This is a genomic window from Microbacter margulisiae, from assembly GCF_014192515.1.
Classification (GTDB): Bacteria; Bacteroidota; Bacteroidia; order Bacteroidales; family Paludibacteraceae; genus Microbacter; species Microbacter margulisiae.
Genome location: NZ_JACHYB010000001.1, coordinates 555,494 through 580,963, shown reverse-complemented (window position 1 = coordinate 580,963; position 25,470 = coordinate 555,494). Strand labels below are relative to the sequence as shown.

The 25,470-nt window shown below is 43.2% G+C and carries 23 protein-coding genes; 17 read left to right on the top strand and 6 right to left on the bottom strand.

Going from position 1 to position 25,470, the window contains the following annotated elements; all coding sequences use genetic code 11:
• The first annotated feature begins 94 nt into the window (after positions 1–94).
• The 17 genes from FHX64_RS02480 (at position 95) to fabD (ending at position 17,775) form a co-directional block, all read left to right on the top strand.
• Positions 95–1,417 carry an MFS transporter gene (locus FHX64_RS02480; RefSeq protein WP_183412266.1) on the top strand — a complete coding sequence of 441 codons (1,323 nt, stop codon included), beginning with the start codon at positions 95–97 and terminating at the stop codon, positions 1,415–1,417.
• A 276-nt stretch (positions 1,418–1,693) separates the two neighbouring features.
• Complete coding sequence (locus FHX64_RS02475) at positions 1,694–2,617, top strand: ketopantoate reductase family protein (protein ID WP_183412265.1); 924 nt, start codon at positions 1,694–1,696, stop codon at positions 2,615–2,617.
• 96 nt (positions 2,618–2,713) lie between these two features.
• A complete protein-coding gene (locus FHX64_RS02470; protein WP_183412264.1) occupies positions 2,714–3,463 on the top strand; it encodes a copper homeostasis protein CutC in 750 nt (249 codons plus the stop codon).
• 66 nt (positions 3,464–3,529) lie between these two features.
• On the top strand, positions 3,530–5,743 hold the full coding sequence (locus FHX64_RS02465) for a DUF748 domain-containing protein (RefSeq protein ID WP_183412263.1): 2,214 nt from the start codon (positions 3,530–3,532) through the stop codon (positions 5,741–5,743).
• A gap of 6 nt (positions 5,744–5,749) precedes the next feature.
• Positions 5,750–6,085: a DsrE family protein gene (locus FHX64_RS02460; protein WP_183412262.1), complete on the top strand. Its 336-nt coding sequence runs from the start codon at positions 5,750–5,752 to the stop codon at positions 6,083–6,085.
• A gap of 178 nt (positions 6,086–6,263) precedes the next feature.
• Positions 6,264–7,871: a thiamine pyrophosphate-dependent enzyme gene (locus FHX64_RS02455; RefSeq protein ID WP_183412261.1), complete on the top strand. Its 1,608-nt coding sequence runs from the start codon at positions 6,264–6,266 to the stop codon at positions 7,869–7,871.
• 44 nt (positions 7,872–7,915) lie between these two features.
• A complete protein-coding gene (locus FHX64_RS02450; RefSeq protein WP_183412260.1) occupies positions 7,916–8,488 on the top strand; it encodes an indolepyruvate oxidoreductase subunit beta in 573 nt (190 codons plus the stop codon).
• A 464-nt stretch (positions 8,489–8,952) separates the two neighbouring features.
• Positions 8,953–9,351 carry a PaaI family thioesterase gene (locus FHX64_RS02445; protein ID WP_183412259.1) on the top strand — a complete coding sequence of 133 codons (399 nt, stop codon included), beginning with the start codon at positions 8,953–8,955 and terminating at the stop codon, positions 9,349–9,351.
• A 6-nt stretch (positions 9,352–9,357) separates the two neighbouring features.
• Positions 9,358–10,149 carry a peptidoglycan editing factor PgeF gene (pgeF, locus tag FHX64_RS02440; RefSeq protein WP_183412258.1) on the top strand — a complete coding sequence of 264 codons (792 nt, stop codon included), beginning with the start codon at positions 9,358–9,360 and terminating at the stop codon, positions 10,147–10,149.
• 18 nt (positions 10,150–10,167) lie between these two features.
• Positions 10,168–10,827: a B3/B4 domain-containing protein gene (locus FHX64_RS02435; RefSeq protein ID WP_183412257.1), complete on the top strand. Its 660-nt coding sequence runs from the start codon at positions 10,168–10,170 to the stop codon at positions 10,825–10,827.
• 78 nt (positions 10,828–10,905) lie between these two features.
• Positions 10,906–11,649 (top strand): Spy/CpxP family protein refolding chaperone, encoded by a 744-nt coding sequence (locus tag FHX64_RS02430; RefSeq protein ID WP_183412256.1) that lies wholly within the window; start codon positions 10,906–10,908, stop codon positions 11,647–11,649.
• 8 nt (positions 11,650–11,657) lie between these two features.
• On the top strand, positions 11,658–12,386 hold the full coding sequence (locus FHX64_RS02425) for a DNA alkylation repair protein (RefSeq protein WP_183412255.1): 729 nt from the start codon (positions 11,658–11,660) through the stop codon (positions 12,384–12,386).
• Positions 12,387–12,491: 105 nt separating this feature from the next.
• Complete coding sequence (locus FHX64_RS02420; protein WP_183412254.1) at positions 12,492–13,748, top strand: type IX secretion system plug protein; 1,257 nt, start codon at positions 12,492–12,494, stop codon at positions 13,746–13,748.
• 121 nt (positions 13,749–13,869) lie between these two features.
• Positions 13,870–14,649 (top strand): twin-arginine translocase subunit TatC, encoded by a 780-nt coding sequence (gene tatC / locus FHX64_RS02415; RefSeq protein WP_183412253.1) that lies wholly within the window; start codon positions 13,870–13,872, stop codon positions 14,647–14,649.
• Positions 14,650–14,680: 31 nt separating this feature from the next.
• Positions 14,681–15,853 (top strand): THUMP-like domain-containing protein, encoded by a 1,173-nt coding sequence (locus FHX64_RS02410; protein ID WP_183412252.1) that lies wholly within the window; start codon positions 14,681–14,683, stop codon positions 15,851–15,853.
• Positions 15,854–16,173: 320 nt separating this feature from the next.
• The gene (locus tag FHX64_RS02405) at positions 16,174–16,821 is read left to right on the top strand and encodes a carbohydrate-binding family 9-like protein (protein WP_183412251.1); all 648 of its coding nucleotides are present in this window, start codon (positions 16,174–16,176) and stop codon (positions 16,819–16,821) included.
• Positions 16,822–16,902: 81 nt separating this feature from the next.
• The gene (gene fabD / locus FHX64_RS02400) at positions 16,903–17,775 is read left to right on the top strand and encodes an ACP S-malonyltransferase (protein ID WP_183412250.1); all 873 of its coding nucleotides are present in this window, start codon (positions 16,903–16,905) and stop codon (positions 17,773–17,775) included.
• 89 nt (positions 17,776–17,864) lie between these two features.
• On the opposite strand, the gene FHX64_RS02395 is transcribed toward fabD, so the two are convergent.
• From FHX64_RS02395 to FHX64_RS02370, 6 genes are all read right to left on the bottom strand, one after another.
• On the bottom strand, positions 17,865–18,818 hold the full coding sequence (locus tag FHX64_RS02395) for a GSCFA domain-containing protein (RefSeq protein WP_183412249.1): 954 nt from the start codon (positions 18,816–18,818) through the stop codon (positions 17,865–17,867).
• A gap of 212 nt (positions 18,819–19,030) precedes the next feature.
• Complete coding sequence (locus FHX64_RS02390) at positions 19,031–19,903, bottom strand: cation diffusion facilitator family transporter (RefSeq protein ID WP_183412248.1); 873 nt, start codon at positions 19,901–19,903, stop codon at positions 19,031–19,033.
• 93 nt (positions 19,904–19,996) lie between these two features.
• The gene (locus FHX64_RS02385; RefSeq protein WP_183412247.1) at positions 19,997–21,445 is read right to left on the bottom strand and encodes an aminoacyl-histidine dipeptidase; all 1,449 of its coding nucleotides are present in this window, start codon (positions 21,443–21,445) and stop codon (positions 19,997–19,999) included.
• 187 nt (positions 21,446–21,632) lie between these two features.
• Positions 21,633–22,790, bottom strand: a complete 1,158-nt coding sequence (locus FHX64_RS02380) for a glycosyltransferase (protein WP_183412246.1) — start codon at positions 22,788–22,790, stop codon at positions 21,633–21,635.
• Positions 22,791–22,812: 22 nt separating this feature from the next.
• Positions 22,813–23,964: a diaminopimelate decarboxylase gene (lysA, locus tag FHX64_RS02375; RefSeq protein ID WP_183412245.1), complete on the bottom strand. Its 1,152-nt coding sequence runs from the start codon at positions 23,962–23,964 to the stop codon at positions 22,813–22,815.
• Positions 23,965–23,988: 24 nt separating this feature from the next.
• A complete protein-coding gene (locus tag FHX64_RS02370; RefSeq protein ID WP_183412244.1) occupies positions 23,989–25,299 on the bottom strand; it encodes an aspartate kinase in 1,311 nt (436 codons plus the stop codon).
• Between the last annotated feature and the right edge of the window lie 171 nt (positions 25,300–25,470).

The following is a 25,470-nucleotide window of genomic DNA, read 5'->3' as shown; positions in this document are numbered from 1 at the left end:
CTTAACTTCGTAGCTTTTACTACTTCAAACGGAAAGAGGCCATATCAATATATATTGATACTGGCCTCTTTATATTGTCAACCCATGATATTATATGACACAAAACAGATCTAAACCCAGGCCCATCGCCAATTCAGCTCCGAAAGGCTATAAAGGAATGTTCCGTTCACTCGAAAGCCGCAACTTCAGGCTTTTTGTAACAGGTCAAAGCATTTCACTGATAGGTACCTGGATTCAGCGTATCGCTATGCCATGGCTGGTTTACGATTTAACTCACTCCGTATTTTTACTAGGATTAATCGGATTTACGGGTCAAATTCCGGTATTTTTGTTAGGCCCGTTTGCAGGCGTGATTACAGATCGTTGGAATAAACGAAATTTATTGCTCTATACACAGGCATTGGCAATGTTACAAGCGTTTGCTATTGCGCTATTAATAGTTCTGGGCATCGTTCAAATCTGGATGCTTATTATTTTAAGTATCATTCTTGGCTGTATCACTGCGCTTGACAATCCAGCCCGTCAATCGTTCCTGATAGAAATGGTGGGTAAAAAGGAAAATCTGGGAAACGCCATTGCCTTAAACTCTACCATGGTCAATGTGGCCAGATTAATCGGGCCTTCAATTGCCGGTATCATTCTGGCTTCAACAGGGGAAAGTGCATGTTTTGCAATTAATGGATTAAGCTTTTTACTTGTAATTATTTCGTTGCTCCGCATGCGAATTGAACAGCAAACTCTGAAACCGAAACAAAGCCAATTTTTGTCTTCATTCAAAGAAGGAATTAAATATACGTTCGGGTTTGCGCCAATCAAAGCTGTTATTTTGTTGCTTGCCTTAATGAGCCTCATGGGAATGCCGTATGCAGTACTTATGCCTGTCTTCGCTAAAGAAATTCTACATGGAGGATCACATACCTTTGGGTTTTTAATGGGAGCAACAGGATTAGGGGCGCTTATGGGCGCTATTTATCTGGCATCACGAAAGAACGTATTGGGACTGGAAAAATTGATTCCATTCGCATGTGTTTTGTTTGGTGCCGGACTCATTGCTTTCTCCTTCTCCCGCTATCTTCCCTTATCCCTTTTCTTCTTGATATTTGCAGGATTGGGGATGATGATGCAAATGGCTTCCAGCAATACCATCATTCAAACCATTGTGGATGACGACAAACGAGGACGTGTCATGAGTTTTTACTCCATGGCTCTGATGGGAACAGCTCCTTTTGGTAGTTTAATTTTTGGATCATTGGCACAATGGATCGGAGCTCCCCACACGTTAGTGATTGGTGGCATTTCATGCATTCTGGGCGCAATTGTATTTATAAAGAATCTTCCCAATCTAAAAACTCAAATTCATCCTATTTATATTCAACAAGGCATAATGGAAAATCCGTTAGACAATCTGGAAGAGTAATTTGTACTATTCTTCTTGAAAAGTTGTATGCGCGAGCTGACTGTTTCTGTTTAGAACAGGACAAAAGCTTTTATTAGTACAGTGTACTTATATTCCTTGTTATCTTACATAATCACTTTTATAGCATTGTCCGTTGCAAATAATCCTTATGTTTTTTAGTTCGTATCATTGAAATGCAGGAATTGTGCGTATATTTGACAATTAACACAAATACTACTTATCTATAACGGCGGAACACGAGTTATGATATTCTTTTCAAAACAAAATGTTTATCATATGAAAATAGGAATTATTGGCACCGGTGGCGTCGGTGGTTATTTTGGAGGTAAATTAGCATTAGCAGGTCATGATGTGATCTTTATAGCACGTGGAGCTCATTTAAACGCCATACAACAAAATGGACTTCAAATCAAAAGTTTTCAAGGAGAGTTTACAGTAAAAAATGCTCATGCAACTGACAATCTGGAGGAGTTAAAAGGAGCTGACGTAATTTTGTTGACCACCAAGGCATGGCAAATAAAAGATTTAGCTCCCCAATTGAAAGGAATTGTCGATCAAAACACAATTCTATTGCCTTTGCAGAATGGAGTTTTGTCATCGGAAGAGCTATTGGAAGAGATGCCTGATAAACATATCATGGGAGGATTATGTCGCATTATCAGTATGATAGAATCTCCGGGAGTAATCTCTCATATCGGCGTAAATCCTACGATTACATTCGGAGAACTGAATAACACAGAAACGTCTGCCACAGTTTTGCTGAAACAACTATTTGAAGAGGCTGGTATTGAAGCATACCATGCAAAAGATATTCAAGCAGATCGCTGGAAAAAATTCATTTCAATATGTCTTAGTGGATTGCTTGCTTTGACACGAACAAATTATGGAGAGTTACGCACGTTACCTGAAACGCGGGAATTAATGATACAACTTGTGACTGAAGTATTTCAGGTTGCTAAAGGTGCTCATATCAACCTACCTTCTGATTTTGTTGAAAAAACCATCACTGTAACTGATTCTTTACCTTTTCACTCCAATTCATCCATGGCACGGGATATTTGGCAGGGAAAACCTTCCGAATTAGAATATCAAAACGGAACAGTCGTTCGTTTAGGAAAAAAATATGGAGTACCAACCCCCGTCAACGCGTTTGTTTATAACTGCTTATTACCAATGGAACTTAAAGCGAGAAACAAATAATCATCGGCATCTGCTTTGTAATTATTGTCTTTGAAAATTTGCAAATCGACAAATTCAAAATATATTCAATATTTGTCCAAACAAATCAAAAATGACATGTCTGTTTTAATTGAGGCAGCCGCCTTTACACCGCTTTCAGCAATAGCAGCCGCCTGGGGTGGTGCAGATCGTATAGAGTTATGTTCGGGTTATGCCGAAGGAGGCCTTTCACCATCCATCGGCAGCGTAGCCTATGTAAAAGAACACCTCAGCATCCCCGTCCATGTGATGGTGCGTCCGCGTGTGGGCGATTTTGTCTATAATAAAGAAGAGTTGCAGGTGATGGAGCGCGAAATCCTTTTTTATAAACAATTGGGGATAAATGGTGTTGTATTCGGAGTGCTGACAGAACAGGGTAATATTGCCACTGAAGCCGTCAGGCGCCTGATAGCAGCAGCACGGCCTATGTCAGTCACCTTTCACCGTGCCTTCGATCAATGTACAGACTTGTTTCGCGCATTGGATGACCTGATGGATTGCGGTGTCAATCGCATCCTTACCTCAGGAGGCAAACCTTCGGTTCCCGAAGGGGCTGATATGCTGGAACAACTGATTGCACATGCTGGCAACGCCCTTATCCTTCTTCCCGGAGGAGGTATCTCGGCAACCAATGTGTCCTCAATCATCCAACAACTGAATGTCCGGGAGATCCATCTTTCCGGGAAACATCTGGTGAAAAGCCCGATGCAGCCCTCTCCGCATGTCTCGCTTTGTGCTCCCGGAGAAGTATATGATTTTCAGTGGTATGAATGTGAAGAACAACGCATCAGGGATGTAAAGACCGTTTGTGCCGATCTTTTTGCATAAACTGCCTGTCTATTTTGACAGAATGTATTGTATTTTTGTTGAATTCCGTGACCAAAAAACTGATTTATGAAACATAAGGTAGTTAAGATTTCGGCAATCGTTGTGTCTGCCATCGCGCTTTGCCTCATCGTATTGGCATTGTCGGTTTCATCCATTGTCAAAAACTATATTGAAAAACACAGTAAGGAAATGATCGGGCGGCAGATCCTGATGAGCAAACTACACCTTAACATTTTCACAGGTACGCTCGAAATGGATTCGCTCCGCATGTACGAGGCCAATAGCACGAAAGTGTTTGCTTCCATCGACACCTTTTACATGGAGCTGACGATACATAAATTGCTGGGTAGCACGTTTGAGTTATCCCAAATAAAAGTTATCCGTCCTTATGTTGATATCATCCAGAAAAAAGATTCGTTCAACTTCAACGACCTGCTTTACAAATATGAACATCGCGACACAACGCCTTCTTCGTTCCCTAAAGCAATTATCCTGAAAAATATTTTTATCAAAGGGGGAAAGATTGTATATACCGACCTGCAACTGCACAACACGATTAAGATGAATGATCTTGGCGTCGCCATTCCCGAAATGCGTTTTGGCGAAGGAGACACCCATGCCGGCATCCATTTAAAGATAGGCGAAAACGCAACCGTAGATAGCCATCTGGCCCTTAACATGAAGACAAACCAGTATATCCTTGGACTTCAGATAAGCAACCTGCCCCTCAGCATTTTCTATCCCTATGCCAAAGAAGAGCTTAACATTGCGCAACTGGAAGGATTCATCAACACCAACCTGAACATTACGGGCGATATGGATCACATGATGAATTTTGTGGTTACAGGTACTGCAAGCGGGAAATCTTTCAACATAACCAACAAGGCAGGTGAAGAGCTTGCCTCGGCAGCAACAGCGGAAGTGAAAATCGACTCGCTGCTCTGGAACAGCTCTGCCTACCTGCTCGACTACGTGCATGCTTCCGGCGTACACCTGAACTTTATCATGCGGAAGACTACCACTAACTACACGAACCTGCTCACGCCGGCGGCTGAAGACACCACTTCCCCATCGCAACCCATGACCGTAAAGATAAAAGACCTGCATATTACCAATTCGCAACTCACTTACACAGACCAAACGCTCTCTGTTCCGTTTACCCTGCCGGTGCAGCAAATCGACTTCCAGGTTGCAAATTATGATATGAACGGCACCAATACGTATAAAATGCAGGCGCGGTTTCCTGAAGGCGGCTTGATGCATTTCAGCTGGAAAGGGAATATGAACAATCTTGCCAACCAGGATATCATGCTGAATATGCGCAACATCAGCCTGCGGTTGTTCAGCCCCTACGTTGTGCAATATACCGCCTACCCTATCACAACGGGGAACTTCAACTTTGTAAGCAAAAATGTCATCCGGCGAAACAACCTCAACAGTTCAAACCTGCTCGACGCATTCAATGCCAATGTGGGGAAGAAACAACATGGAGTGAAACCGGAATACCATATCCCGATGAAACTGGCATTGTATATCCTGAAAGACAAAGACGGCAAAATTGAATTTAACGTGCCTGTACAGGGTAATATTCATGATCCGAAGTTCTCCTATACAAAGATCATTCTGAAGACACTGGTCAACCTGATGGTGAAAGTGGCCATCTCTCCGGTGCGTTTCCTGGCCGGTTCGCTGGGATTGAACCCTGATAAGATGGAAGCCATTGTCATGCAACCTCTGCAAACTGATTTCACCGCTCAGCAATACCAGCAATTGAACGACCTGGCAAACATGCTGAAACAAAAACCTGACATGCTGCTGACACTGACACAATATGTTGATCTGAAAGATATGCTGCCTGCATATGCCCTTTTCAAAACAAAATCAGCTTACCTGAAATCGCAACAAAAGGACAGCACACAACAACAGATCCATTATAGCGATATCGAGCTGGTGAACAATAACGATGCCGGATTTGTTGCCTATGTTGACACATTGGTAAAGGCAAAAAGCAACCTGCCTGTCAACGCATCCATACAGGACAAGGTCAATGCCCTCTATGCACCCGATTCCATTCAGGCCGGTGCTCAACGTTTCCTGCAACGGCGCAACCTGTTTATCCTGCATTACATGACCACTTCGTATCAGGTTCCCGAAAAGAGTCTTATCGTCAGAACGGTAGGTCAGGATACGCTCAACACCTACAGCAGTAAAGCAAAGTATGCCATCAAAATGACTCTGCCTGGCGCAGATAATTCCGTTGATACAACAAATGTAAAATAAAATCATATGGAAAAGCTAAACATCCTTTGGACAACAAACAACAAAGAAACTTTCTTCAACATGGTATCCATGTATGCCACTAACGCAAAAAAACGTGGATGGTGGCAGGATGTCAATGTAATTATTTGGGGATCCTCTTCGAAGCTTGCAGGTAGCGACCCTGAAGTACAGGAAAAAATTAAAGAAATGCTTGCAGCAGGCGTAACCGTTGAAGGATGCCTTGCCTGTGCCGATAACTCAGGCGTAACCGAAGAACTGAGAAAACTTGGCGTTGAACTCCGTTATATGGGACAACCCCTCACCGACTACCTGAAAGCTGACGAAAAGATATTGAGTGTGTGAGAGAAAACATGGTAAATTAGCGGGATGTTATACCAAAATCCCTTTCTGTTATCAGCAAAAATAACTAATTTGCCAACTGAAAATAATAAGCGGAACGGCACGATTCATCATCTGCCATTTATCACATTTTCAGTGTGTTTAATTCATACCCTTCGGGGATAATTTCTTGATCAACCAAATGAATCCACAACTTCTACTGGGAGCCGAGGCGATTGCCCTTGCCGCTATTGACGCAGGCATCTCCGGCGTATATGCCTATCCGGGCACTCCCTCAACAGAAATCACCGAATTTATCCAACAATCGGATGTTGCCAGGCAAAAAGGCATCCATTCTGCATGGGCTACTAACGAAAAGACCGCTTACGAAGCGGCTTTAGGCATGTCGTATGCCGGTAAACGCACACTGATCTGCATGAAACATGTAGGCCTCAATGTTGCAGCCGATGCTTTTATCAATTCCGCCATCACCGGTGTGCATGGTGGTATGGTGGTGGTAGTGGCGGACGATCCTTCCATGCACTCTTCGCAAAACGAACAGGATACGCGTGTATATGGCAAGTTTGCCTTCCTGCCGGTCATCGAGCCTTCGGAACAACAAGAGACATACGATGCCGTCCGTTATGCATTCGACTTTTCGGAAGAGATGCAACTTCCCGTTTTGCTGCGTATCACCACACGCCTTTCGCATGCACGTTCCATCGTCTTGCCAAAAGCCCCCCGCGATGAAAATCCGTTCAACCCGTCAACCGATAAACGGAAATGGATTCTGTTGCCGGTCAATGCGCGGGTGAATTACGCCAAACTGCTGGACAAACAAAAGCAACTGACTGCCGTCTCCGAATCATCGTTCCTGAACAAAGAGATTGCCGGTACTGGTAAAAAAGCGGTTATCGCATTTGGTATTGCGTTCAGCTACGTGATGGAGGTGCGTGAATCGGCTCAGCTTGATTTCCCTGTTTTGAAAATATCACACTACCCCCTACCCGACAAAACCATCAGGGCTTTCACGGAACACTATGATGATATCCTGATCGTCGAAGAAGGATATCCTGTTTATGAAGAGCTTTTGAAAGGATATTTCGGAAACAGCAAATTCCACGGACGATTGGACGGCACATTACCCCGTACCGGAGAGCTGTCTCCGGATATACTGGCAAAAGCATTAGGCGTGGAAGATGGGGAGGCAAGACAAGCCATACCTTCCGTTGTGGCAGGCCGTCCTCCGATGTTATGCCAGGGATGCAGCCACAGAGATGTGTTTGAAGAACTGAATACGGTTTTCGAAGCTTATCCCGAGAAGCATCTCTTTTCCGATATCGGATGTTACACGCTTGGCGCCCTGCCTCCTTTCAGCGCCATCAACACATGCGTCGATATGGGAGCTTCCGTCACCATGGCCAAAGGAGCAGCCGACGCCGGTTTGCATCCTGCTGTTGCCGTGATCGGCGATTCGACCTTTACCCACTCGGGTATGACCGGATTGCTCGATGCCGTGAATGACCGCTCCCCTGTCACGATCATTATTTCCGACAACTCCACCACTGCCATGACCGGAGGACAAAACTCAGCCGGAACAGGCCGGTTGTTCGACATCTGCAAGGGGATTGGCGTTGAAGAAGCACATATCCGCACCATTATTCCGCTAAAGAAAAACAGTGAAGAGAATAAGGCCATCCTTAAAGAGGAGATGGAGTACAAAGGTGTTTCGGTGATCATTGCCCAACGGGAATGTGTGCAGACTGCCAGTCGGAAACGAAGAGAGAAAGCAAAAGAAACACCAGCATAAGCCACAAGGTGTCAAACCTTTTATTTTGACAAATCGACTATCGTATGACAACAAATATCATTATTGGAGGCGTCGGCGGACAAGGTATCCTTACCATTGCCGGCATCATTGACATGGCCGCCATGCAACAGGGCCTATTCTTGAAACAATCCGAAGTGCATGGCATGAGCCAGCGGGGAGGAGCCGTTGAATCGCATTTGCGCATCTCCGACAAAGAGATCTATTCCGCTTTGATCCCGACAGGCAAAGCCGACCTGATTTTATCTATCGAGCCCATGGAGTCGTTGCGCTACCTGCCCTTCCTGGCACCCAACGGCATTATCGTTACGGCTACCGAGCCTTATATCAATATTCCGAACTATCCCGAGCCGGAAATCATTCTGAACGAGATTCGGAAACATCGTCATCTGCTGGTTGATGCCGAAGCATTGGCGCGTCAGGCAGGCAATGCAAAAGCCTTTAACCTTGTGATGCTCGGAGCGGCTTCACCCTATCTGGGCATTGCATCCTCTGTTTTGGAAGATGCTATTACAGAACGTTTCATTTCGAAAGGAACAGACACCGTGCAAATGAACCTGGAAGCATTCCGGCTGGGAGCGACACATGCTAAAAGATGAGCATTGACCGCTTGCCAGGGGGTATAGCACCTGTGCACTGCCGTTATTATATGCCACAACAACATTAATGACAAAATAACACCCTCTTGACCCTGTTACAATATGTAAGGAGGGATTTTATTTACATTTATTATCTGCCACAAAGATGCGCGGTGAAAGAACGTTAACAGTTTTACTTGCCGCACCAATGGGTGGTTAAAGAACAATAACAGTATTCCTTGCCTCACCAGCGATTGGCAAAAGAACGTTAATAATATTGTTTCCCGCAGTAATGATTGGCAAAAGAACATTAACAATATTGCTTGCCACAGCAATATAAGAGCAATTCCGTTAACATTCCGGCTTGCCGCAACGATGCGACAACTTTTTTCGATCGTGAGATACCTTGCCGCAACCATGAAACAGGGAAATAAATAACGAAACGAGCAATATGCATTATCACTACTGCATTATAAAAATTCAAAATGGATAAATACAAACAATACTTCACCGGAGATAAATTTGCCATGAGCAACGGCATCGAATTGATCGCATGCCATCCGGGATATGCCAAAGCACAGGTAACCATTGAAGAACGTCATTTAAATGGAGCCGGAGTGGTGCATGGCGGACTACTTTTCACGCTGGCTGACTTCAGCTTTGCCGCAGCAGTCAATTCATACGCCCTCATCACCCTTTCCATCAACGCCAACATGTCATTTTTCGCCAAAAGTACGGCAGGCATCCTTACTGCCGAAGCCAGGGAAATTTTCCGCAGCAACAAGTTATGCACCTGCGATATCAACGTGACCGACCAGGAGGAGCAATTGCTGGCCAATTTCAAAGGGACTGCCTACATTACGCACAAAGAAATAGAATTCTAACCCATCATGCCAATACAAATCCTTTCCTACACCAATCTTCATCGCCATGCCGATGAAATCATACATTTCAGTTCCACCCGCGTCGGAGGAATCAGTTCAGGTGAGTTTGCTTCGCTCAATCTTGGAAACTACTCTTCCGATCTGCGCGAAAACATCGACCACAACCGGCAATTGCTTTGCAACGAACTGGGCATTGCGTTTTCAACCCTGATAGGCACTCACCAGATGCACACCACCAATGTAAAAGAAATTGACGAAGCGCTACTGGCTATGCCCGAACCCGAACGAAAAGCCGCTGTGGAAGGTTTCGATGCAGTGATAACGCGCGTCAGGGGAATCTGCATCACAACCACTACAGCGGATTGTGTCCCTATCCTGCTCTTCGACCCGCTGCAAAAAGCTGTCGCTGCCATTCACTCCGGTTGGAAAGGAACATTGAACAACATTACCGCTGCCACCATCGACAAAATGCAGGAACGGTTCGGCACCGATCCACATACCCTCATTGCCGCCATCGGCCCCTGCATCAGCGGAGAGGTGTACGAAGTCGGGGAAGATCTCTATCAGCAGTTTCAGGAGAAAGGTTTCGATGTTTCCCGTTATTTTCGTCCCAAATCAGGGGGAAAATATCTTTTCGATGTCCGGGCGGTGGTCTTCGACGAGCTCAGGGCAAAGGGAGTGAAAGATATTGAAGTATCCACACATTGCACCTATTCCGAACCGGAACTGTTTTTCTCGGCACGACGCCAGGGGATTCGTTCAGGCCGTCTGCTGAGCGGCATCGGATTAAGAAAATAAATAATCAATACCATTACAATGATTCCCGTTTCCATTTCCGACCATGTTAGAACCGCCTGTCCGCAACTTGTGCTGGGGCTGATTTCGTGCAGTGTAACCAACAGCACATTTGAACCCGGATTATGGGAAGAAATCCATGCCGCCGAGGAATATGTAAAAGCTCGTTACACGCTGGAACAAATCAACAAAATCCCTGCTATCCAGGCCACACGAACAGCCTATAAAGCATTCGGGAAAGACCCGAATCGTTACCGTCCCTCTGCCGAAGCCCTTTGCCGCCGTATTGTACGTGGCATTCCGCTTTATCAAATCAACACGCTGGTGGATATCATCAACCTGATTTCCATCCGTACCGGCTACTCCATCGGAGGTTTTGATGCCGATAAGATAGAAGGCACCTTGACCCTGACCGTTGGAACAGCCGATGACCATTTCGAAGGTATCGGGCGTGGCGTGCTGAACATCGACGGATTACCAGTATATAAAGACAGCAAAGGCGGTATCGGCACACCTACCAGCGATAACGAACGCACCAAGATTTCCACCGGGACGACACACCTCTTCTTGATCCTCAACGGATACTCCGGCAAGGAAGGAGTGGAAGAAGCGGTAAAGATGTCTGTTACGCTGCTCGAGAAATACAGTCATGCAGTACAAATCGAGGAAAAGCTGTTGTAACTTTGTTGCTTACAAAGATGCATCTGCCATAAAACAGCCATTGCAGTCCCGATTTGTTTAACTCAAAACACATTTGCCATGAAACGTCTGTCATCTCTTTTATTCATCCTTTCAGGATGTTTGTTTTCGTACGTTCCCGCCACAGCACAGGTTGCCGCCGTTGAATTGATGGTGAAACTTCCGGGCACCGGCATTCAAAAAGATTCTTCCGTTTTCCTCGCCGGATCATTTAACAACTGGAATCCCGGCGACAGCAGCTACATGATGCACCGCATCGACAAGACACACTACCGGCTGGTCATTCCTTGTTTTAAAGGGAAAAAATATGCCTATAAATATACGTTGGGGAGTTGGAGTAAAGTAGAAAAAGGCAATGATGGCAAAAATATTTCCAACCGTACTTTTATAGCCCGCAACCGGATGAAAATTAAAGATGTGATCTTGCAATGGAATCATCCGGAGCCGGTTGCACCGAAAGATACCAGCAACATGCTCACCAAAGCACAACTGGCAAAGATGTCGGCTTTGAAAGACTCCGTAATGAAAAGCCTCGCTCCGGCTATTCCCCAATTACTTTCGCTCCTGAAACAAATCAACACCAACCTGCTTGCCAATCAGCCTGACACTACCCTGGAACGGCAATACAACCAGAAGGTGACGGTCATCGTTTCGCATGCGCTTGATACATTAACAGACGGCATCCGGCAAATGACCGACCTGCTGACTCCGGAACAGAAACAAAAAATTAAAGAAACCATGCAAGATCCGAACGCTCCGAAAGATCTCGTGAATCTTATTATGCAATCACTGAATCAAAAATAAATTATCACATGACTCCCGACAATCTGGCCGTGGCAATACGGACGTTCTGCATGCAACATGCCAACGAAGCAAACGTAAAGAAGTACAGCCGTTTTTTTAAAGGCGAATACAATGCATACGGACTATCCCAGCCTGAGATGCAGGCTGAAGTAAAAACATTGCGGCAAACGGATGGAATCACGTTGGAAACAGTGCTGGCAGCAGCGCCGGCATTAATTGCAGCAGAAAAGTATGAAGAAGCCTCATTTGCACTGCTGCTGACGGATGCATTCGGAAAACAATTCAGTCGGAAGACCTTCGACACCATTGCTTCGTGGTATGCCATTGGCATCACAAACTGGGCGCATGCCGATACGCTCGGAATGATTATCCTTCCGAAATTCCTTCTGCAACACATCGTCACTGTGGAAGAGTTTCGTCCATGGTTGCAAGCGAAGAATCCTTTCCAGCGACGGTCGGTGCCGGTTACTCTCATCAAATGGATTAAGAAGAATCCCGGCGAAATCACTTCCCTGTTCCCGTTTCTGGACATCCTGATGCAGGATCCTGTAAGAGAGGTGCATCAGGGCATCGGATGGTATTTGCGCGAAGCATGGAAGCTGAACCCCGAAGCGACGGAAGCCTTTTTACTCCAATGGAAGGAAACCTCGCCCCGGCTGATCTTCCAGTATGCCTGCGAAAAAATGCAGCCGGAAGCAAAAGCACGATTCAAACGCAGCCAACCTGTAAAGAAATAATAGCCAGTGATGCTTTGAAACGTTATTCTTAGCAATGTCATTCTATTGCCTGCAAATGTTCTTTTTGTTACATTTGCATCGCATAGCCACTTAATGCTGCAATCCATGAAACGATTCCTGTTTTCGCTTTCTGCTTTATTGTCATGGTATGTCATGGCGCAAGCTCCGTTTTACACCCATCCTGTCTCCGGTCAGATTAAAACATTGCAGGTAAGTGTGGAAGGAGCCCCAATGTCTCTTCCCGTCATTGTATTGAACAGTCAGAAAGATATTCTGATCCAATTTGATGAAATGTCGCACGACAGCAAAAACTATTACTATTCGATCAGGCATTGCGATGCCAACTGGCAATTATCGGATGTATCAGATATGGAAGCTATCAACGGCTTCCAGACCGGAACCATCACCGAGTCGGCATTATCGGTGAATACCACTTTTCTGTACACACATTACTGGCTGCGTTTCCCAAACGACAATACCAGCATGAAACTTTCGGGTAATTATGTCGTGACCATTTATGAAGATAATGATCCCGACAAAGTAGTAGCTTACGCCTGTTTCTCCGTAGTCGATCCACATGTGGCAATCAATGGTTCGGTTCGAGGCAATACCGACACAGAAATGAACGGGAGGTACCAGCAACTTGATTTTACGGTTGACAACAGCAACTTTCCCATCCGGGATGTATTTTCAGAGATGCATGTGTTGGTGCGGCAAAACGATCGTCGCGACAATGAGGTGTACAACCCACAACCTACCTACTCTACCCAGACGCTACAAACTTTCTCCAACAACAAGGCGCTGATCTTTGAAGGAGGAAACTCATACCGCCAGTTTGACATTTCGTCCGTTTATCTGGCTGCTATAGGAGTGAAAGGCATCCAATACATTGCTCCTGCCTATCATGCTACATTAAACGATGATCCCATCCGTGCCGGACGCTCGTTTGAAAAAGAACCGGACGTGCATGGCAATTACCTGATCAACATCCAGAATCATTCCGATAGTGATATAGAAGCCGATTACATGTATGTTCACTTTACCTTGCCCGACGATCATCCGCTTTTTGAAGGGTCGTTGTACTTAAGTGGAAACTTCGTCTATAACCAGTTCAACGACAGTGATCGACTCGATTACAACGGCCAGCAACAAGCTTATGACAAGACACTGTTACTCAAACAAGGCGGATACAACTATCTCTATTTGTATGTTCCCAAAGGAGATTCGGTTGGGTCGACTTTGCCAATCGAAGGAAGCTACTGGCAAACGGACAATCAATATGCCATTTACGTTTATTATCGTCCGATGGGAAGCCGGTATGATCAGCTAATCGGATTTAAAACCATTGCATCAACGAATTAAAATTATCAGTAGATTAAAAGAATATAGTAAGCATGAAACGAGCATGTACATTATTTATATCCAAACACATGAGAATGATTGATGTGCGAGTTCCATACGACCTTTAAAAAGTTATTCATGTATGAAATCGAAAGAAGAAGATGAGATGACGTTTTGGGATCACCTGGAAGCCTTGCGGTGGATGCTAATGCGTTGTGCGGTTGTTCTGGTCGCCTTGATGATAGCTGTTTTTCTGGCTAAAGAGTGGGTTTTTACAGCCATCTTTGCCCCGAAGAGTTCCAGCTTTTTTGTCTATCATTGGATTGATAAGTTGGGGGCACTGTTCTATATTCATTCCCTCCGTATTGTCCCTTTCAATCTTAATCTGGTAAATTTTCAGCTCACCGGTCAGTTTATGACCCATCTTTCAGTTGCTTTCTGGCTGGGTTTAATTCTTTCTTTTCCTTATTTCTTCTATGAGCTTTGGCGGTTCATCAGTCCAGCGCTTTATGCCAGCGAACGACGTCCGGTTGTCTGGACATTTATGGCCGGAGCTATCCTGTTTTTCATCGGAGTCTCCATCTCGTACATAATTATTTTCCCGGTAGCAGTCCACTTTTTCTACATGTATCAGATCAGCCCCGATATTAAAAACCTGATCTCTTTAAGTTCATACATCAGCCTGTTTACCACTACGCTCATTTCTATCGGGGCCGTTTTTGAGCTTCCCATTCTGGTGTACCTGCTCTCGCGACTAGGTATCCTGAAGCGTAGTTTTATGCGCAAATACAGACGACATGCTATTGTTGTCATCTTTATCATTGCCGGTATAATTACTCCGGCAGATCCGTTTACTATGCTTGCTGTTTGCCTTCCTTTGGTACTTCTCTACGAAGCCAGCATTTATGTATGTAAAAAATAATACGTTTCCTGACGTGGGATAGGATTCTAACATGGAGCTAACTGAAACACTGAAGCATTTTATATCATCGCATCAGCATGATGATGTTATGGAACTGCTGTTGCATGCAGCCAAATATCCTGATGTTGATATACCGTTTGCTGTACAACAAATCAGTGGGCGTCGCAAAGCATCTGTTAAGTTTCCGAGTCTGCTTGAAAACGACAACATTATCTATCCTCCCCAGCTGTCCATGGAGCAGGCTTCATCTGAAACAACAGCACATTATAAGGCAAACCTGGTGAAAGACAAGACAGTTATTGATTTAACGGGAGGATTGGGAATCGATAGTCTATATATGTCCGAAGCTGCTAAACAACTGGTTTATGTAGAGCACAATCCTGAATTAGTTGCCATTGCCAGACACAATTTTGACGCAATGCATGCTCCGATTGAAACTTATTGTGATGACGGGATAACATTTTTACAAAAAAGCAACCGGCAATTTGATGTACTTTATATTGACCCTTCACGGCGCAACGAACACCAGCAACGCGTTATTGCTTTGGACAAATATGAACCGAATGTTTTGGAGGCAATGTCCTTGTTTTATCAACACGCGTCTCGGTTTATTATCAAGATATCGCCCATGATGGACATATCGCAGGCCATAACTACTTTGCCATATGTAGAAAAAGTGCATATTATTGCAATAAAAAACGAATGCAAGGAGCTTTTATTCGAATGTGTAAATTATCCCACAGAAACTGAAATCACGGCAGTTCATTTCGGGATGCAGGAAGATGGCCGTTTTGCTTTTTTTCAAAAAGAAGAAAAAAACGCTACTGCTCATTATACTGCTATTGTAAAACAATACCTGTACGAACCCAATGTAGCCTTAATGAAAGCGGGCGCTTACCGATTGCTCGCCTTCCGATTTTCCCTTGAAAAACTTCATCCGGCATCGCATCTGTATACTTCAGATCAGTTGATTTCCAATTTTCCGGGACGTATCTTTGAAGTCGTAACCACCTTCCCGCTGAACAAAGCATCGCTACGAAAATGGCTTCCCTCTTTGCAGGCAAATGTAGCCGTACGCAATTTTCCCATGACCGTTGCAGATATCCGGCACAAATTCCAATTAAAAGAAGGAGGCGATCATTATCTGTTTGCTTCAACTTTTGCTGACGAAAGCAAAGGAATGATATTCTGTAAGAAATTATAACTATTTGGGTTAACTCTGAGTAGAGCTGCTCCATGGCATTGACTCCTGATAAATCAGTGCGCTTCCAAGGCTTTTTCTACCAGAATAGTAGCAGCAGAAACTATTATTCATTTATTTTCTAAAAACAGATGTTTTTTTTGTGCTTAAAAAATCGTATAATTGCATCATAATCCTAGAGAAGCCAGTAGGAACAGGTATTTGTCATCAGATAAAAGATTTTACTCATGAAACGAGCATGATTGAATTAAAAATAAACAAATGATGATAGACTTTGCTATGCGAGTTCCATGTGACCTTTGATAAATAAACAATACACACACATGAAATCAATTATAATTCCTTACATTCCACAATTGAATGATGCTACAGCGGAGATAGCTGCCAACGTATTGGAAGAAAATGGGAGAGAAGGGAATATCGAACATGTTAACTGGCCAGACCTATTCCCATATAAACCTATTTCCTTTTTTTGGGCAGGAAGATCAACGACTCATCTTTTTATCAAATATTCCGTAATCGGTAATGTCTTGAGAGCAATCAACGATCGTGACCAAACTCCTGTTTGGGAAGATAGTTGCATAGAGTTTTTTTGTCAGCTACCGGAACATACCGAATATATGAATTTTGAGTTCAATTGCATTGGGGCATGTTATTCTGGCATTTACACTGAACCACGACACGGCAAATTGCGTCCAACAAATGAGATGGTACAAATAGACCGTTATCCTTCCATGGAGAAAAAAGCTTTTAATGAAATGGAAGGAATTTTCGAATGGGAACTTACGGTTGCCATTCCTTTCAAATTACTGGGCATACGGCCCGATCATTTGCCAAAGAAAATCATGGGCAATTTTTATAAATGTGCCGATGGAACAAGCATGAAGCATTATGTAAGCTGGAGTCCAATTAACACAAAATCCCCTGATTTTCATCGTCCTGAATTTTTCGGAGAACTACTGTTCGAGTAACGCCCCGGCATAAACCCACAACTGTGCTGTATCAATAAAATGGGTTATCTTTGTGCGTTAAATTTCAAATACACATCAATTATGAAGAAAGCATTTGTATTTCCCGGTCAGGGCGCTCAATTTGTGGGCATGGGTAAAGACTTGTACGAAACAAACGATCAGGCAAAAACACTCTTTGAGCAAGCCAACGAAATACTTGGTTTTAGAATAACCGATTTAATGTTTGCAGGCACTGACGAAGATCTACGCCAGACCAAAGTAACACAACCGGCTATTTTTCTCCATTCGGTGATTTTAGCAAAAACACTTGGCAACGAATTTACCCCTGATATGGTAGCTGGTCACTCTTTAGGCGAGTTCTCGGCTTTAGTAGCTTCCAATGCGCTTTCATTCGAAGACGGCTTACGTTTAGTTTCCGCCCGTGCTATGGCAATGCAAAAAGCTTGCGAAGCCAAACCTTCCACCATGGCAGCCGTTTTAGGTCTGGCCGATGATGTTGTGGAATCTATTTGCAGTTCTGTAGAAGGCGTTGTCGTTCCTGCCAATTTTAATTGCCCCGGGCAATTGGTCATCTCCGGTGAAGTGGAAGCTGTACAAAAAGCATGTGACTTATTGAAAGAAGCCGGAGCAAAACGTGCATTGATGCTATCAGTCGGAGGAGCATTCCATTCACCATTGATGGAACCTGCCCGCGCAGAATTGGAAAAAGCGATTCAGGCAACAACTTTCCATCAACCAATCTGTCCGGTTTACCAAAATGTAAATGCACAACCTCAAACAGATCCGGAAATCATCAAGCAAAATCTTGTATCACAATTGACATCTCCTGTACGCTGGACACAAACCGTTCAAAACATGATTACTGACGGCGCCGGATGGTTCCGCGAATTAGGGCCTGGAACAGTATTACAAGGATTGATCAAAAAAATCAACAAAGAAGTTGAAACCTGCTAAATAGGTGACACTTTTCATTATTAAAAAAGCGTTGGATTAAGAATTTCTTTCCCCAACGCTTTTCTTTTTCTCCGAAACGACCTTAAAGTTTATTTGTCAAAACGAAGAAAAGGATATGCTTTCTGCAAAGTTTTTATCTTTTGATCCAATTGTTGACGAAACTTGCTGTATGCTTCCGAATCAGGATGCAAAGCACGATGTTGTAAGGCTTTATTGATTTGTTCGACTTCCCTGATTGTACGTTGTGTATCAGGATGAATATAATGCAGTAGGAGCTTCTCCCAAATAAAATCAATAGCTATAGCATTGGGATGCATCATATCCTCGGCATAAAAACGATAATCTCTCAATTCATCCAACATCAGTTCATAAGCCGGAAAGTAATGCACAAAAGCAAACTGTTGCTGCAGCTGTTCAATGGCCAGCAATAAGATAGCCTTACTCAACTGATTTTCGTGAGCGCCATCCTTCCAGTGCCTGATTGGGCTGACCGTCATCAGGATCTGAAGATCCGGATTCATGCCTTTTAGTCTACGAATCAATGGGATAAACTGCTCTACAATATCTGCCCCGCTCATTCGCGACCGGAGAAACTGCTTTTCCGGAAGTTTATGACAATTAGCTACAATCATTCCTGTGTCTGCCAAGCGATAAATCCATGCCGTTCCAAAAGTTATAATCAACCAGCGTGCTTTCTTTAGGCGTTTAGCGCCTAAGGCCAGCTCGTCATTCATGGCATGTAAGGTTTCTTTCTCTGAAACTAGGGAGAAACGACTGTGATGCGCAAAACTATGCCATATCTCTTCATAATGAAACAGATCAGCAGCCTCAAAAGGAACAGGATTCATCAATCGCTCCAAAGCTCCGGCTATTGAAGCCGGATTGTAAAGTACGCCAAAAGGATTCACAGTAACCTGAAAATTCAGCTCCTGAAATTTCTTGCCCATGTTTTCCACAAAACAAGATCCCATCAAGAGTAATTCATCCTGATAAGAGATTGTTTCGGCAGCATTTGGAATCAATATTTCTGTTTGAAATTTCATGTGGTTATAATGTTTCTTGAGACGCTGAGAGATCAAAGAAATGCCAGGAGCTAAAAGAAGATCAGGAGTTAACGTATTCAGTAGATAGTAGTGCTATCTTCTCTTCTTTCAGTAACTTCCTTAAATTCAGATTATCAGATTTCTATTATCTACTAGCTACCAGCCCGCTATCTCCTTGTAGGCTTTCATCTTCCTGTTGTTCGGTTATTCAGTTATTTTATTATATTATGTCCCTCGGGCTCAATATGAATAGTAGTGTGTACTTTAAAACGAACAGACTCGCTGATCTCTTTCTCCAGGCTGTCCGCCGTGTTATGAGCCACCAGGATTGATTCTTCAGGCGGGACATGAATGCAAACATCTACGAAAACATCTCCTCCGGAGGATCGTACCTGCAAATCATGATAACCCGTGATGTCATGATTATGCTTTAATACTTCTTTGATCTGCATTTCAACCTCTCTGGGAGCTTTATCCAGTAAGGAGTCTACTGCTCTTTTAGCCAGTTGAAATGAAATGACTATAACAATAATAGCCACTAAAAGTCCTGCAATCGAGTCGGTGACAAACCATCCCAGTTCTGCCCCGATCAATCCTGCCAACACCACGCCTGAACTTAATATATCAGAAGAAAAATGAAGCGCATCAGCTTCCAGTGCCTGGCTATTATACTTTTTCGCAACTCTTCTCAACGAAATGGACCGTGTTATATCCACTCCAATCGCTAATAAAACAACGGCGTAGCTCCAAATGGTCACTTCGACATGAATGGCAGGATGTGTCAGCCGGTAGATAGCTTCATAAATAATCCAGCTACAGGTCAGTAATAATAAAACAGCTTCGATAAGTGCTGAAAAATTTTCTACTTTACCATGCCCGTAATGATGCTCCCGGTCTGCCGGTTTATCCGAAATATGAACAGCCGCGAGCGTGATAACAGCAGCAACAACATCCAACCCGGAGTGCAGGGCTTCCGAAAGGATACCTAAACTGTTCGTCTCATATCCCACCACTAACTTTATAATGGTCAGAAATAAAGCAGCGGCCACAGATAGTACGGATACAGTAATTTTTTCAGATGACATGGTGGTGTCTTTTTTACAATTATTCTGCTAGTAATGATATAAAACCGCAACGATTACTATTGAAATCGTTGCGGAACAGATGTGTTTTTAGAATTAAATCTCAGCAAGCAACGTAATCAATAATTTCCAAAAACGTTGAGTAGCCACAATGTCCAAACGTTCGGACGGAGAATGGGCGCCACGAATGGTTGGGCCAAAAGAAACCATATCCCATTGAGGATATTTTTCCAGAAAGAGACCACATTCCAATCCGGCATGAATAGCACGTACGTGAGGTTTCTGCTGGAAAAGCTTTTCATACAGAGAAGCGGTTAGCTTCACAACAGGCGATTCCGGATTAGGCTGCCATCCGGGATAACCTTCTCCATGTTGCACTGAAGCACCTGCCAATGTAAATACGCTGTTAACCATAGCCGCCACATCATGCTTGGCAGAATCAATGGAGCTACGTTGGCTGGTGGTGATGATAATCGTGTTGCCCGACATCTTCACAGAAGCCAGATTGGTTGATGTCTCCACCAAACCGGGCATCGTATCGCTCATACGGATAACGCCATGTGGACAAGCATATAATGCATTCAGCAAAAGATCGGTCGTTTTCTTATCTATAGCTTTTTCCGGTGCTGTTTCAGAACTTAATTCCAAGCGTATATTAGGTTCCTTATGCTCCAGTTCCTTTTCAATCATTGCAGCAAAAACGTTAAAATCAACCCGCAATGATTCTTTTTCTCCATTAGGAACTCCGATGACAGCATGTGCCTCCCGAGCAATTGCATTACGCAGGTTGCCACCATCAATAGAAGCAATACGTAATGAAGTCTTATGTGCCTGTTGCCACAAGAAGCGATTCAAAACTTTATTGGCGTTGGCAAATCCCTTGTCAATATCATCTCCGGAATGTCCCCCCGTCAATCCCTTCACTTCAACAAGTGCCCAGAAATAGTTATCCGGAACGTTTTGGTATTCAAAAGGCAAAGTAGCTACTGTATCGATACCTCCAGCGCAACCAATGAAGATTTCCCCATCATCTTCCGAGTCAAGATTTAACAAAATATTGCCCGTTAAAATATTGGGTTGCAAAGCAGCAGCGCCTGTCAGACCCGTTTCTTCATCGACTGTAAATAGACATTCGATAGGGCCATGTTGTACATCATCAGATGCCAGCACTGCCAGTGAAGCGGCTATGCCAATACCATTATCAGCACCCAAAGTAGTACCTTTAGCCTTCACCCAGTTGTCTTCAATATAAATCTCAATCGGATCGTTCAGAAAATCATGCGTGACGTCATTATTCTTTTCACAAACCATATCCATGTGAGACTGAAGAATAACAGTAGGACGATTTTCCTTGCCAGGAATAGCCGGTTTACGGATAATGACATTACCCGCAGCATCAGTTATGGTTTCTAAATGTAATTTCTTTCCGGTTTCTTGCAAATAAGCAATAATTTTCGACTCTTTTTTCGAAGGGCGCGGCACCTGACGAATCTCGTTGAAATAATGCCACACCAAAGCAGGTTGTAATTGATCTAAAATTGACATAAACAAAGATTTAAGTATGATGAATTAAATCACAGATCAGCAAGAGGCAGAGCATCTTCAGCATCATGACCTGACAAATGCCAATTCATATCTCTTGTTGGTTTTTATGCAACAAATATACAATCTACAATCGAAAGAAACTACGTTTTTGTAAAAAGGAAAGACTCTTTTTCACTTCAATGGAAAATTATTTCCACTGATAATTACCCTTTTTGCCAAACAGATGAATATACAGATTGACTAGGGGAAGGAACATATCAAAGAGAACAAGGGTAATATAGAATCTTTGTTCATCCCATTGTTTGGCTATTTTATTGACCGTCCACAATTGAATGCCATACCGGCACAAAAACAATGCAAAAGCGATCATTTTCAACAGAGAAGGACTAAAAAGCAATATAGCAAGCAAAAGCAGATAAAATAATCCTCTTGTTAATACTTCAACGCCAAGCATCGTTAAGCTACGCATGGTATAAAATCTTGACGTAGAAAGATGCCGTTCCTTCTGCCGGAACCAGCCATTAAATGTGGCTTTCGGAACCGACCAGGTGACACTTTCAGGGGATATTTCAACCCGTGTATTATATTCATTGGCAATTCTATTGACAAACAGATCGTCATCTCCCGACTGAAGCTTCAGAAATTTGGAAAAACCTTTTTCACGCAGGAATGTTTCCTTACGATACGCCATGTTACGTCCTACGCCCATGTAAGGATGGCCTGTCAAAGCAAATCCCAACGATTCCAAACCTATAAACAACGTATCGAATGAGATCAGTTGCCCCAATAATGTTTTTGACTTTTGATAACCTCCATATCCGATCACCAACTCAGTGCCCTGCGTAAAATTACGGGACATGTTTCTTATCCATTGTTTATCTGTAGGCTTGCAATCTGCATCTGTAAAAAGCAACAGATCATATTTAGCTGCCTTAATGCCAATTGTGATACCTAATTTTTTGGTACTTATAACATTAGCAGAATCAGGCACGAAGGTTCGATAAAGATGTGGATACTGTTTTGACATTTCACGAAGCAGCTCCTCTGTGGCATCTGTAGATCCGTCATTAATCACAATAACCTCGTATTGAGGATAATCCTGCTCCAGAACAGAAGGAAGAAACTCCCTCAGATGCTCTGATTCGTTTTTCGCACAAATAATTACGGAAACAGGGGGCGTTGTCTCCAAAAAGGGGACAATACCTTTCCTAAGATTACGTTTATATCTCAGGACCGAATTAAAATGATAGAGGTAATAATAAAGTTGTACGCCGAAAGTGATGACAAGGGCTGTCAACAGAATTTTATCCGGCAACTGCCATTGTTCAGGAAGTAAGAAATTCATCGCTTTGCGTCTTTCTAAACGGTTATTCTGAATAATAGACGCCAGGAAGCTGGCGCAAATTGTATCGGGAAGCCATAATTTCGCCATAGGCTCCAGCCGAACGTAAAGCGATATAATCTCCTCTTTTGGTTTCGTTGAGCGTCCGTTCTGTACCGAAAGTATCAGACGATTCACAAATCGGGCCCACAACATCATATGTTTTCAAAGGACCTTCAGATGAAATATTTTCAATATGATGATATGCCTGGTACAGAGCCGGTCGAATCAAATCAGTCATCCCTGCATCTACAATCACAAATTGTTTTGTAGCACCTTCTTTTACATAAAGCGTTTTTGTAATCAGGCTTCCACAAGGGGCAACAATAGCGCGTCCCAATTCAAAATGAAGTTTTTGGTGCGGCTTCAGTTGCAAATGGTTATTAAATACTTTGAAATAAGATTCAAAATCAGCAACAGGGACATGATTGGGATGCTCATAATTAATCCCCAGACCTCCTCCCACATTGATATGCTCCAAACGAATACCTTTTGATTCAAAAAACTCCTGAATCTCATTCACCCTCACGCAGAGATTTTGAAAAGGTACCATATCTGTAATCTGAGATCCAATATGGAAATGAATTCCTATCAGTTTCACATTTTTCAATGCAGGCAACAGGCGAATGACCTTATCCATATCCTCCATATTAAAACCAAATTTGTTTTCGTTCAATCCGGTCGTAATATAATGATGAGTATGGGCATCCACATTAGGATTAATTCGCAAGGCCACAGAAGCAGTCACTCCCCTTTCGGCAGCCAGTTGGTTGATTACTTCCAACTCAGGAATTGATTCTACATTGAATCCGAAGATATGATGTTCAAGCCCAAGCTTGATCTCCCAGTCGGCTTTTCCAACGCCGGCAAACACGATTTTATCCGGAGAAAATCCGGCTTCGACAGCAGCACCTACCTCTCCACCGCTGACACAATCAGCGCCAAGACCCTCTTTGGCAATCAGTTCCAATAAATGTTTGTTAGCATTTGCTTTAACCGCATAATGCACATCATAGCCAAAGCCTCCGGCCAGGGATTTGACTTTTTCCAAAGTCAGCTTCAACAAGCTTAAATCGTAATAATAAAAAGGAGTTTCTACAGCCTTGAATTGTTCTAACGGGAATTTACCTTTTATCATAATTTGTTCGAAATCAAATATTCTTTACTCAAAAATGGACTGCAATGCTTGTAATGCTTTTTGTTTGTCCTCTTTCTTGATGAGGAAAGAGATATTGTAATCGCTTCCTCCGTAGCTTACCATACGAATGGGTACTTCTTTTAACGCATTCACTACTAATGCCTGCAAACCGTTGTATTCGTGATAAATATCTCCTACCACACAAATAATAACCATGTCGTGGTCAACGGTAACTGTACCCAGTTTTTTCAAGTCATTGACAATTTCTTCCAGATGTTTTACCTTATCAATCGTTACGGAAACACCTACTTCCGAAGTAGTTACCAAATCCACTGCAGTCTGGTAGCTTTCAAATATTTCAAACACTTTGCGCATGAAACCATATGCCAACAGCATTCGTCCCGATTTAATCTTGATCGCCGTAATGCCATCTTTTGCTGCTACTGCCTTTACCTTGCCATGCTCTGTTTCGTTTGAAATAAGTGTACCCAACGCCGATGGATCCATCGTGTTCAATAAGCGAACAGGAATATTGCTCAACTTGGCCGGCAACACGCAGGTTGGATGTAATATTTTTGCACCGAAATAAGCAAGTTCCGCAGCTTCTTCAAAATGAAGATTACGCACAGGATGGGTATTCTCTACAAAGCGGGGATCATTATTATGCATCCCGTCAATATCGGTCCATATTTGCACCTCTTCGGCATCTAAAGCAGCTCCCAGCAAAGAAGCAGTGTAGTCGCTGCCTCCGCGTTGCAGGTTATCAATCTCTCCATAGAAATTACGGCAGATATAGCCCTGTGTGATATAGATTTCGGCATCAGGATATTGCTGGAGTTGTTTGTTTAAGTTTTCGCGGATGAACGCATTATCGGGCTCTCCGTTCTTATCTGTTTTGACAAATTCCAATGCATTCAGTAAAATGGAGTTAATGCCCAGTTCTTTCAGATAAAGTTGCATCATCATGGTTGAAAGCATCTCGCCCTGAGCCAGAATGATTTTTTCCTCAAACAATGTAAAAATACTTTTGGAGAAAGTCCGGATATAATTAAAATGGGTTTTTATGCCTGATTCAGCTTCCTGCAATATAGCCGGCTTAGTATACAATTCGCCTATGGTGTGGTAATACTTCTTTTCCAGCTTGTTGATGACTTCCAATGCTCCCACCGGATTCTTTTTGTAGAAATAATCGGCAATTTCTACCAATGTGTTCGTAGTACCCGACATAGCCGACAACACTACAACCTTTTGATCTCCATCGCAAATAAGTTTTGCAACTTCTTTCATACGTTGCGCCGATCCAACCGATGTACCTCCAAATTTTAATACCTTCATTTTATGAAAAATAGGGTTTGTAAGACAACTTATTTATCAACTGCAAATATAGCCTTTTTCGCTCACTTTTCGGCAAATAGGATAAAATTAAAAAATGATTATGGATAGCTAAAGTGAAGAAAAAATTCTGATCTTCAAATTTGTCAACACTATTCAGGCATGAACACCTTC

What these genes read in the sequence shown, in the direction of transcription:
- FHX64_RS02480 (WP_183412266.1), top strand. Translation starts at nt 95, where the DNA reads ATGACACAAAACAGATCTAAACCCAGGCCCATCGCCAATTCAGCTCCG.
- FHX64_RS02475 (WP_183412265.1), top strand. Translation starts at nt 1,694, where the DNA reads ATGAAAATAGGAATTATTGGCACCGGTGGCGTCGGTGGTTATTTTGGA.
- FHX64_RS02470 (WP_183412264.1), top strand. Translation starts at nt 2,714, where the DNA reads ATGTCTGTTTTAATTGAGGCAGCCGCCTTTACACCGCTTTCAGCAATA.
- FHX64_RS02465 (WP_183412263.1), top strand. Translation starts at nt 3,530, where the DNA reads ATGAAACATAAGGTAGTTAAGATTTCGGCAATCGTTGTGTCTGCCATC.
- FHX64_RS02460 (WP_183412262.1), top strand. Translation starts at nt 5,750, where the DNA reads ATGGAAAAGCTAAACATCCTTTGGACAACAAACAACAAAGAAACTTTC.
- FHX64_RS02455 (WP_183412261.1), top strand. Translation starts at nt 6,264, where the DNA reads ATGAATCCACAACTTCTACTGGGAGCCGAGGCGATTGCCCTTGCCGCT.
- FHX64_RS02450 (WP_183412260.1), top strand. Translation starts at nt 7,916, where the DNA reads ATGACAACAAATATCATTATTGGAGGCGTCGGCGGACAAGGTATCCTT.
- FHX64_RS02445 (WP_183412259.1), top strand. Translation starts at nt 8,953, where the DNA reads ATGGATAAATACAAACAATACTTCACCGGAGATAAATTTGCCATGAGC.
- pgeF (WP_183412258.1), top strand. Translation starts at nt 9,358, where the DNA reads ATGCCAATACAAATCCTTTCCTACACCAATCTTCATCGCCATGCCGAT.
- FHX64_RS02435 (WP_183412257.1), top strand. Translation starts at nt 10,168, where the DNA reads ATGATTCCCGTTTCCATTTCCGACCATGTTAGAACCGCCTGTCCGCAA.
- FHX64_RS02430 (WP_183412256.1), top strand. Translation starts at nt 10,906, where the DNA reads ATGAAACGTCTGTCATCTCTTTTATTCATCCTTTCAGGATGTTTGTTT.
- FHX64_RS02425 (WP_183412255.1), top strand. Translation starts at nt 11,658, where the DNA reads ATGACTCCCGACAATCTGGCCGTGGCAATACGGACGTTCTGCATGCAA.
- FHX64_RS02420 (WP_183412254.1), top strand. Translation starts at nt 12,492, where the DNA reads ATGAAACGATTCCTGTTTTCGCTTTCTGCTTTATTGTCATGGTATGTC.
- tatC (WP_183412253.1), top strand. Translation starts at nt 13,870, where the DNA reads ATGAAATCGAAAGAAGAAGATGAGATGACGTTTTGGGATCACCTGGAA.
- FHX64_RS02410 (WP_183412252.1), top strand. Translation starts at nt 14,681, where the DNA reads ATGGAGCTAACTGAAACACTGAAGCATTTTATATCATCGCATCAGCAT.
- FHX64_RS02405 (WP_183412251.1), top strand. Translation starts at nt 16,174, where the DNA reads ATGAAATCAATTATAATTCCTTACATTCCACAATTGAATGATGCTACA.
- fabD (WP_183412250.1), top strand. Translation starts at nt 16,903, where the DNA reads ATGAAGAAAGCATTTGTATTTCCCGGTCAGGGCGCTCAATTTGTGGGC.
- FHX64_RS02395 (WP_183412249.1), bottom strand. Translation starts at nt 18,818, where the DNA reads ATGAAATTTCAAACAGAAATATTGATTCCAAATGCTGCCGAAACAATC.
- FHX64_RS02390 (WP_183412248.1), bottom strand. Translation starts at nt 19,903, where the DNA reads ATGTCATCTGAAAAAATTACTGTATCCGTACTATCTGTGGCCGCTGCT.
- FHX64_RS02385 (WP_183412247.1), bottom strand. Translation starts at nt 21,445, where the DNA reads ATGTCAATTTTAGATCAATTACAACCTGCTTTGGTGTGGCATTATTTC.
- FHX64_RS02380 (WP_183412246.1), bottom strand. Translation starts at nt 22,790, where the DNA reads ATGAATTTCTTACTTCCTGAACAATGGCAGTTGCCGGATAAAATTCTG.
- lysA (WP_183412245.1), bottom strand. Translation starts at nt 23,964, where the DNA reads ATGATAAAAGGTAAATTCCCGTTAGAACAATTCAAGGCTGTAGAAACT.
- FHX64_RS02370 (WP_183412244.1), bottom strand. Translation starts at nt 25,299, where the DNA reads ATGAAGGTATTAAAATTTGGAGGTACATCGGTTGGATCGGCGCAACGT.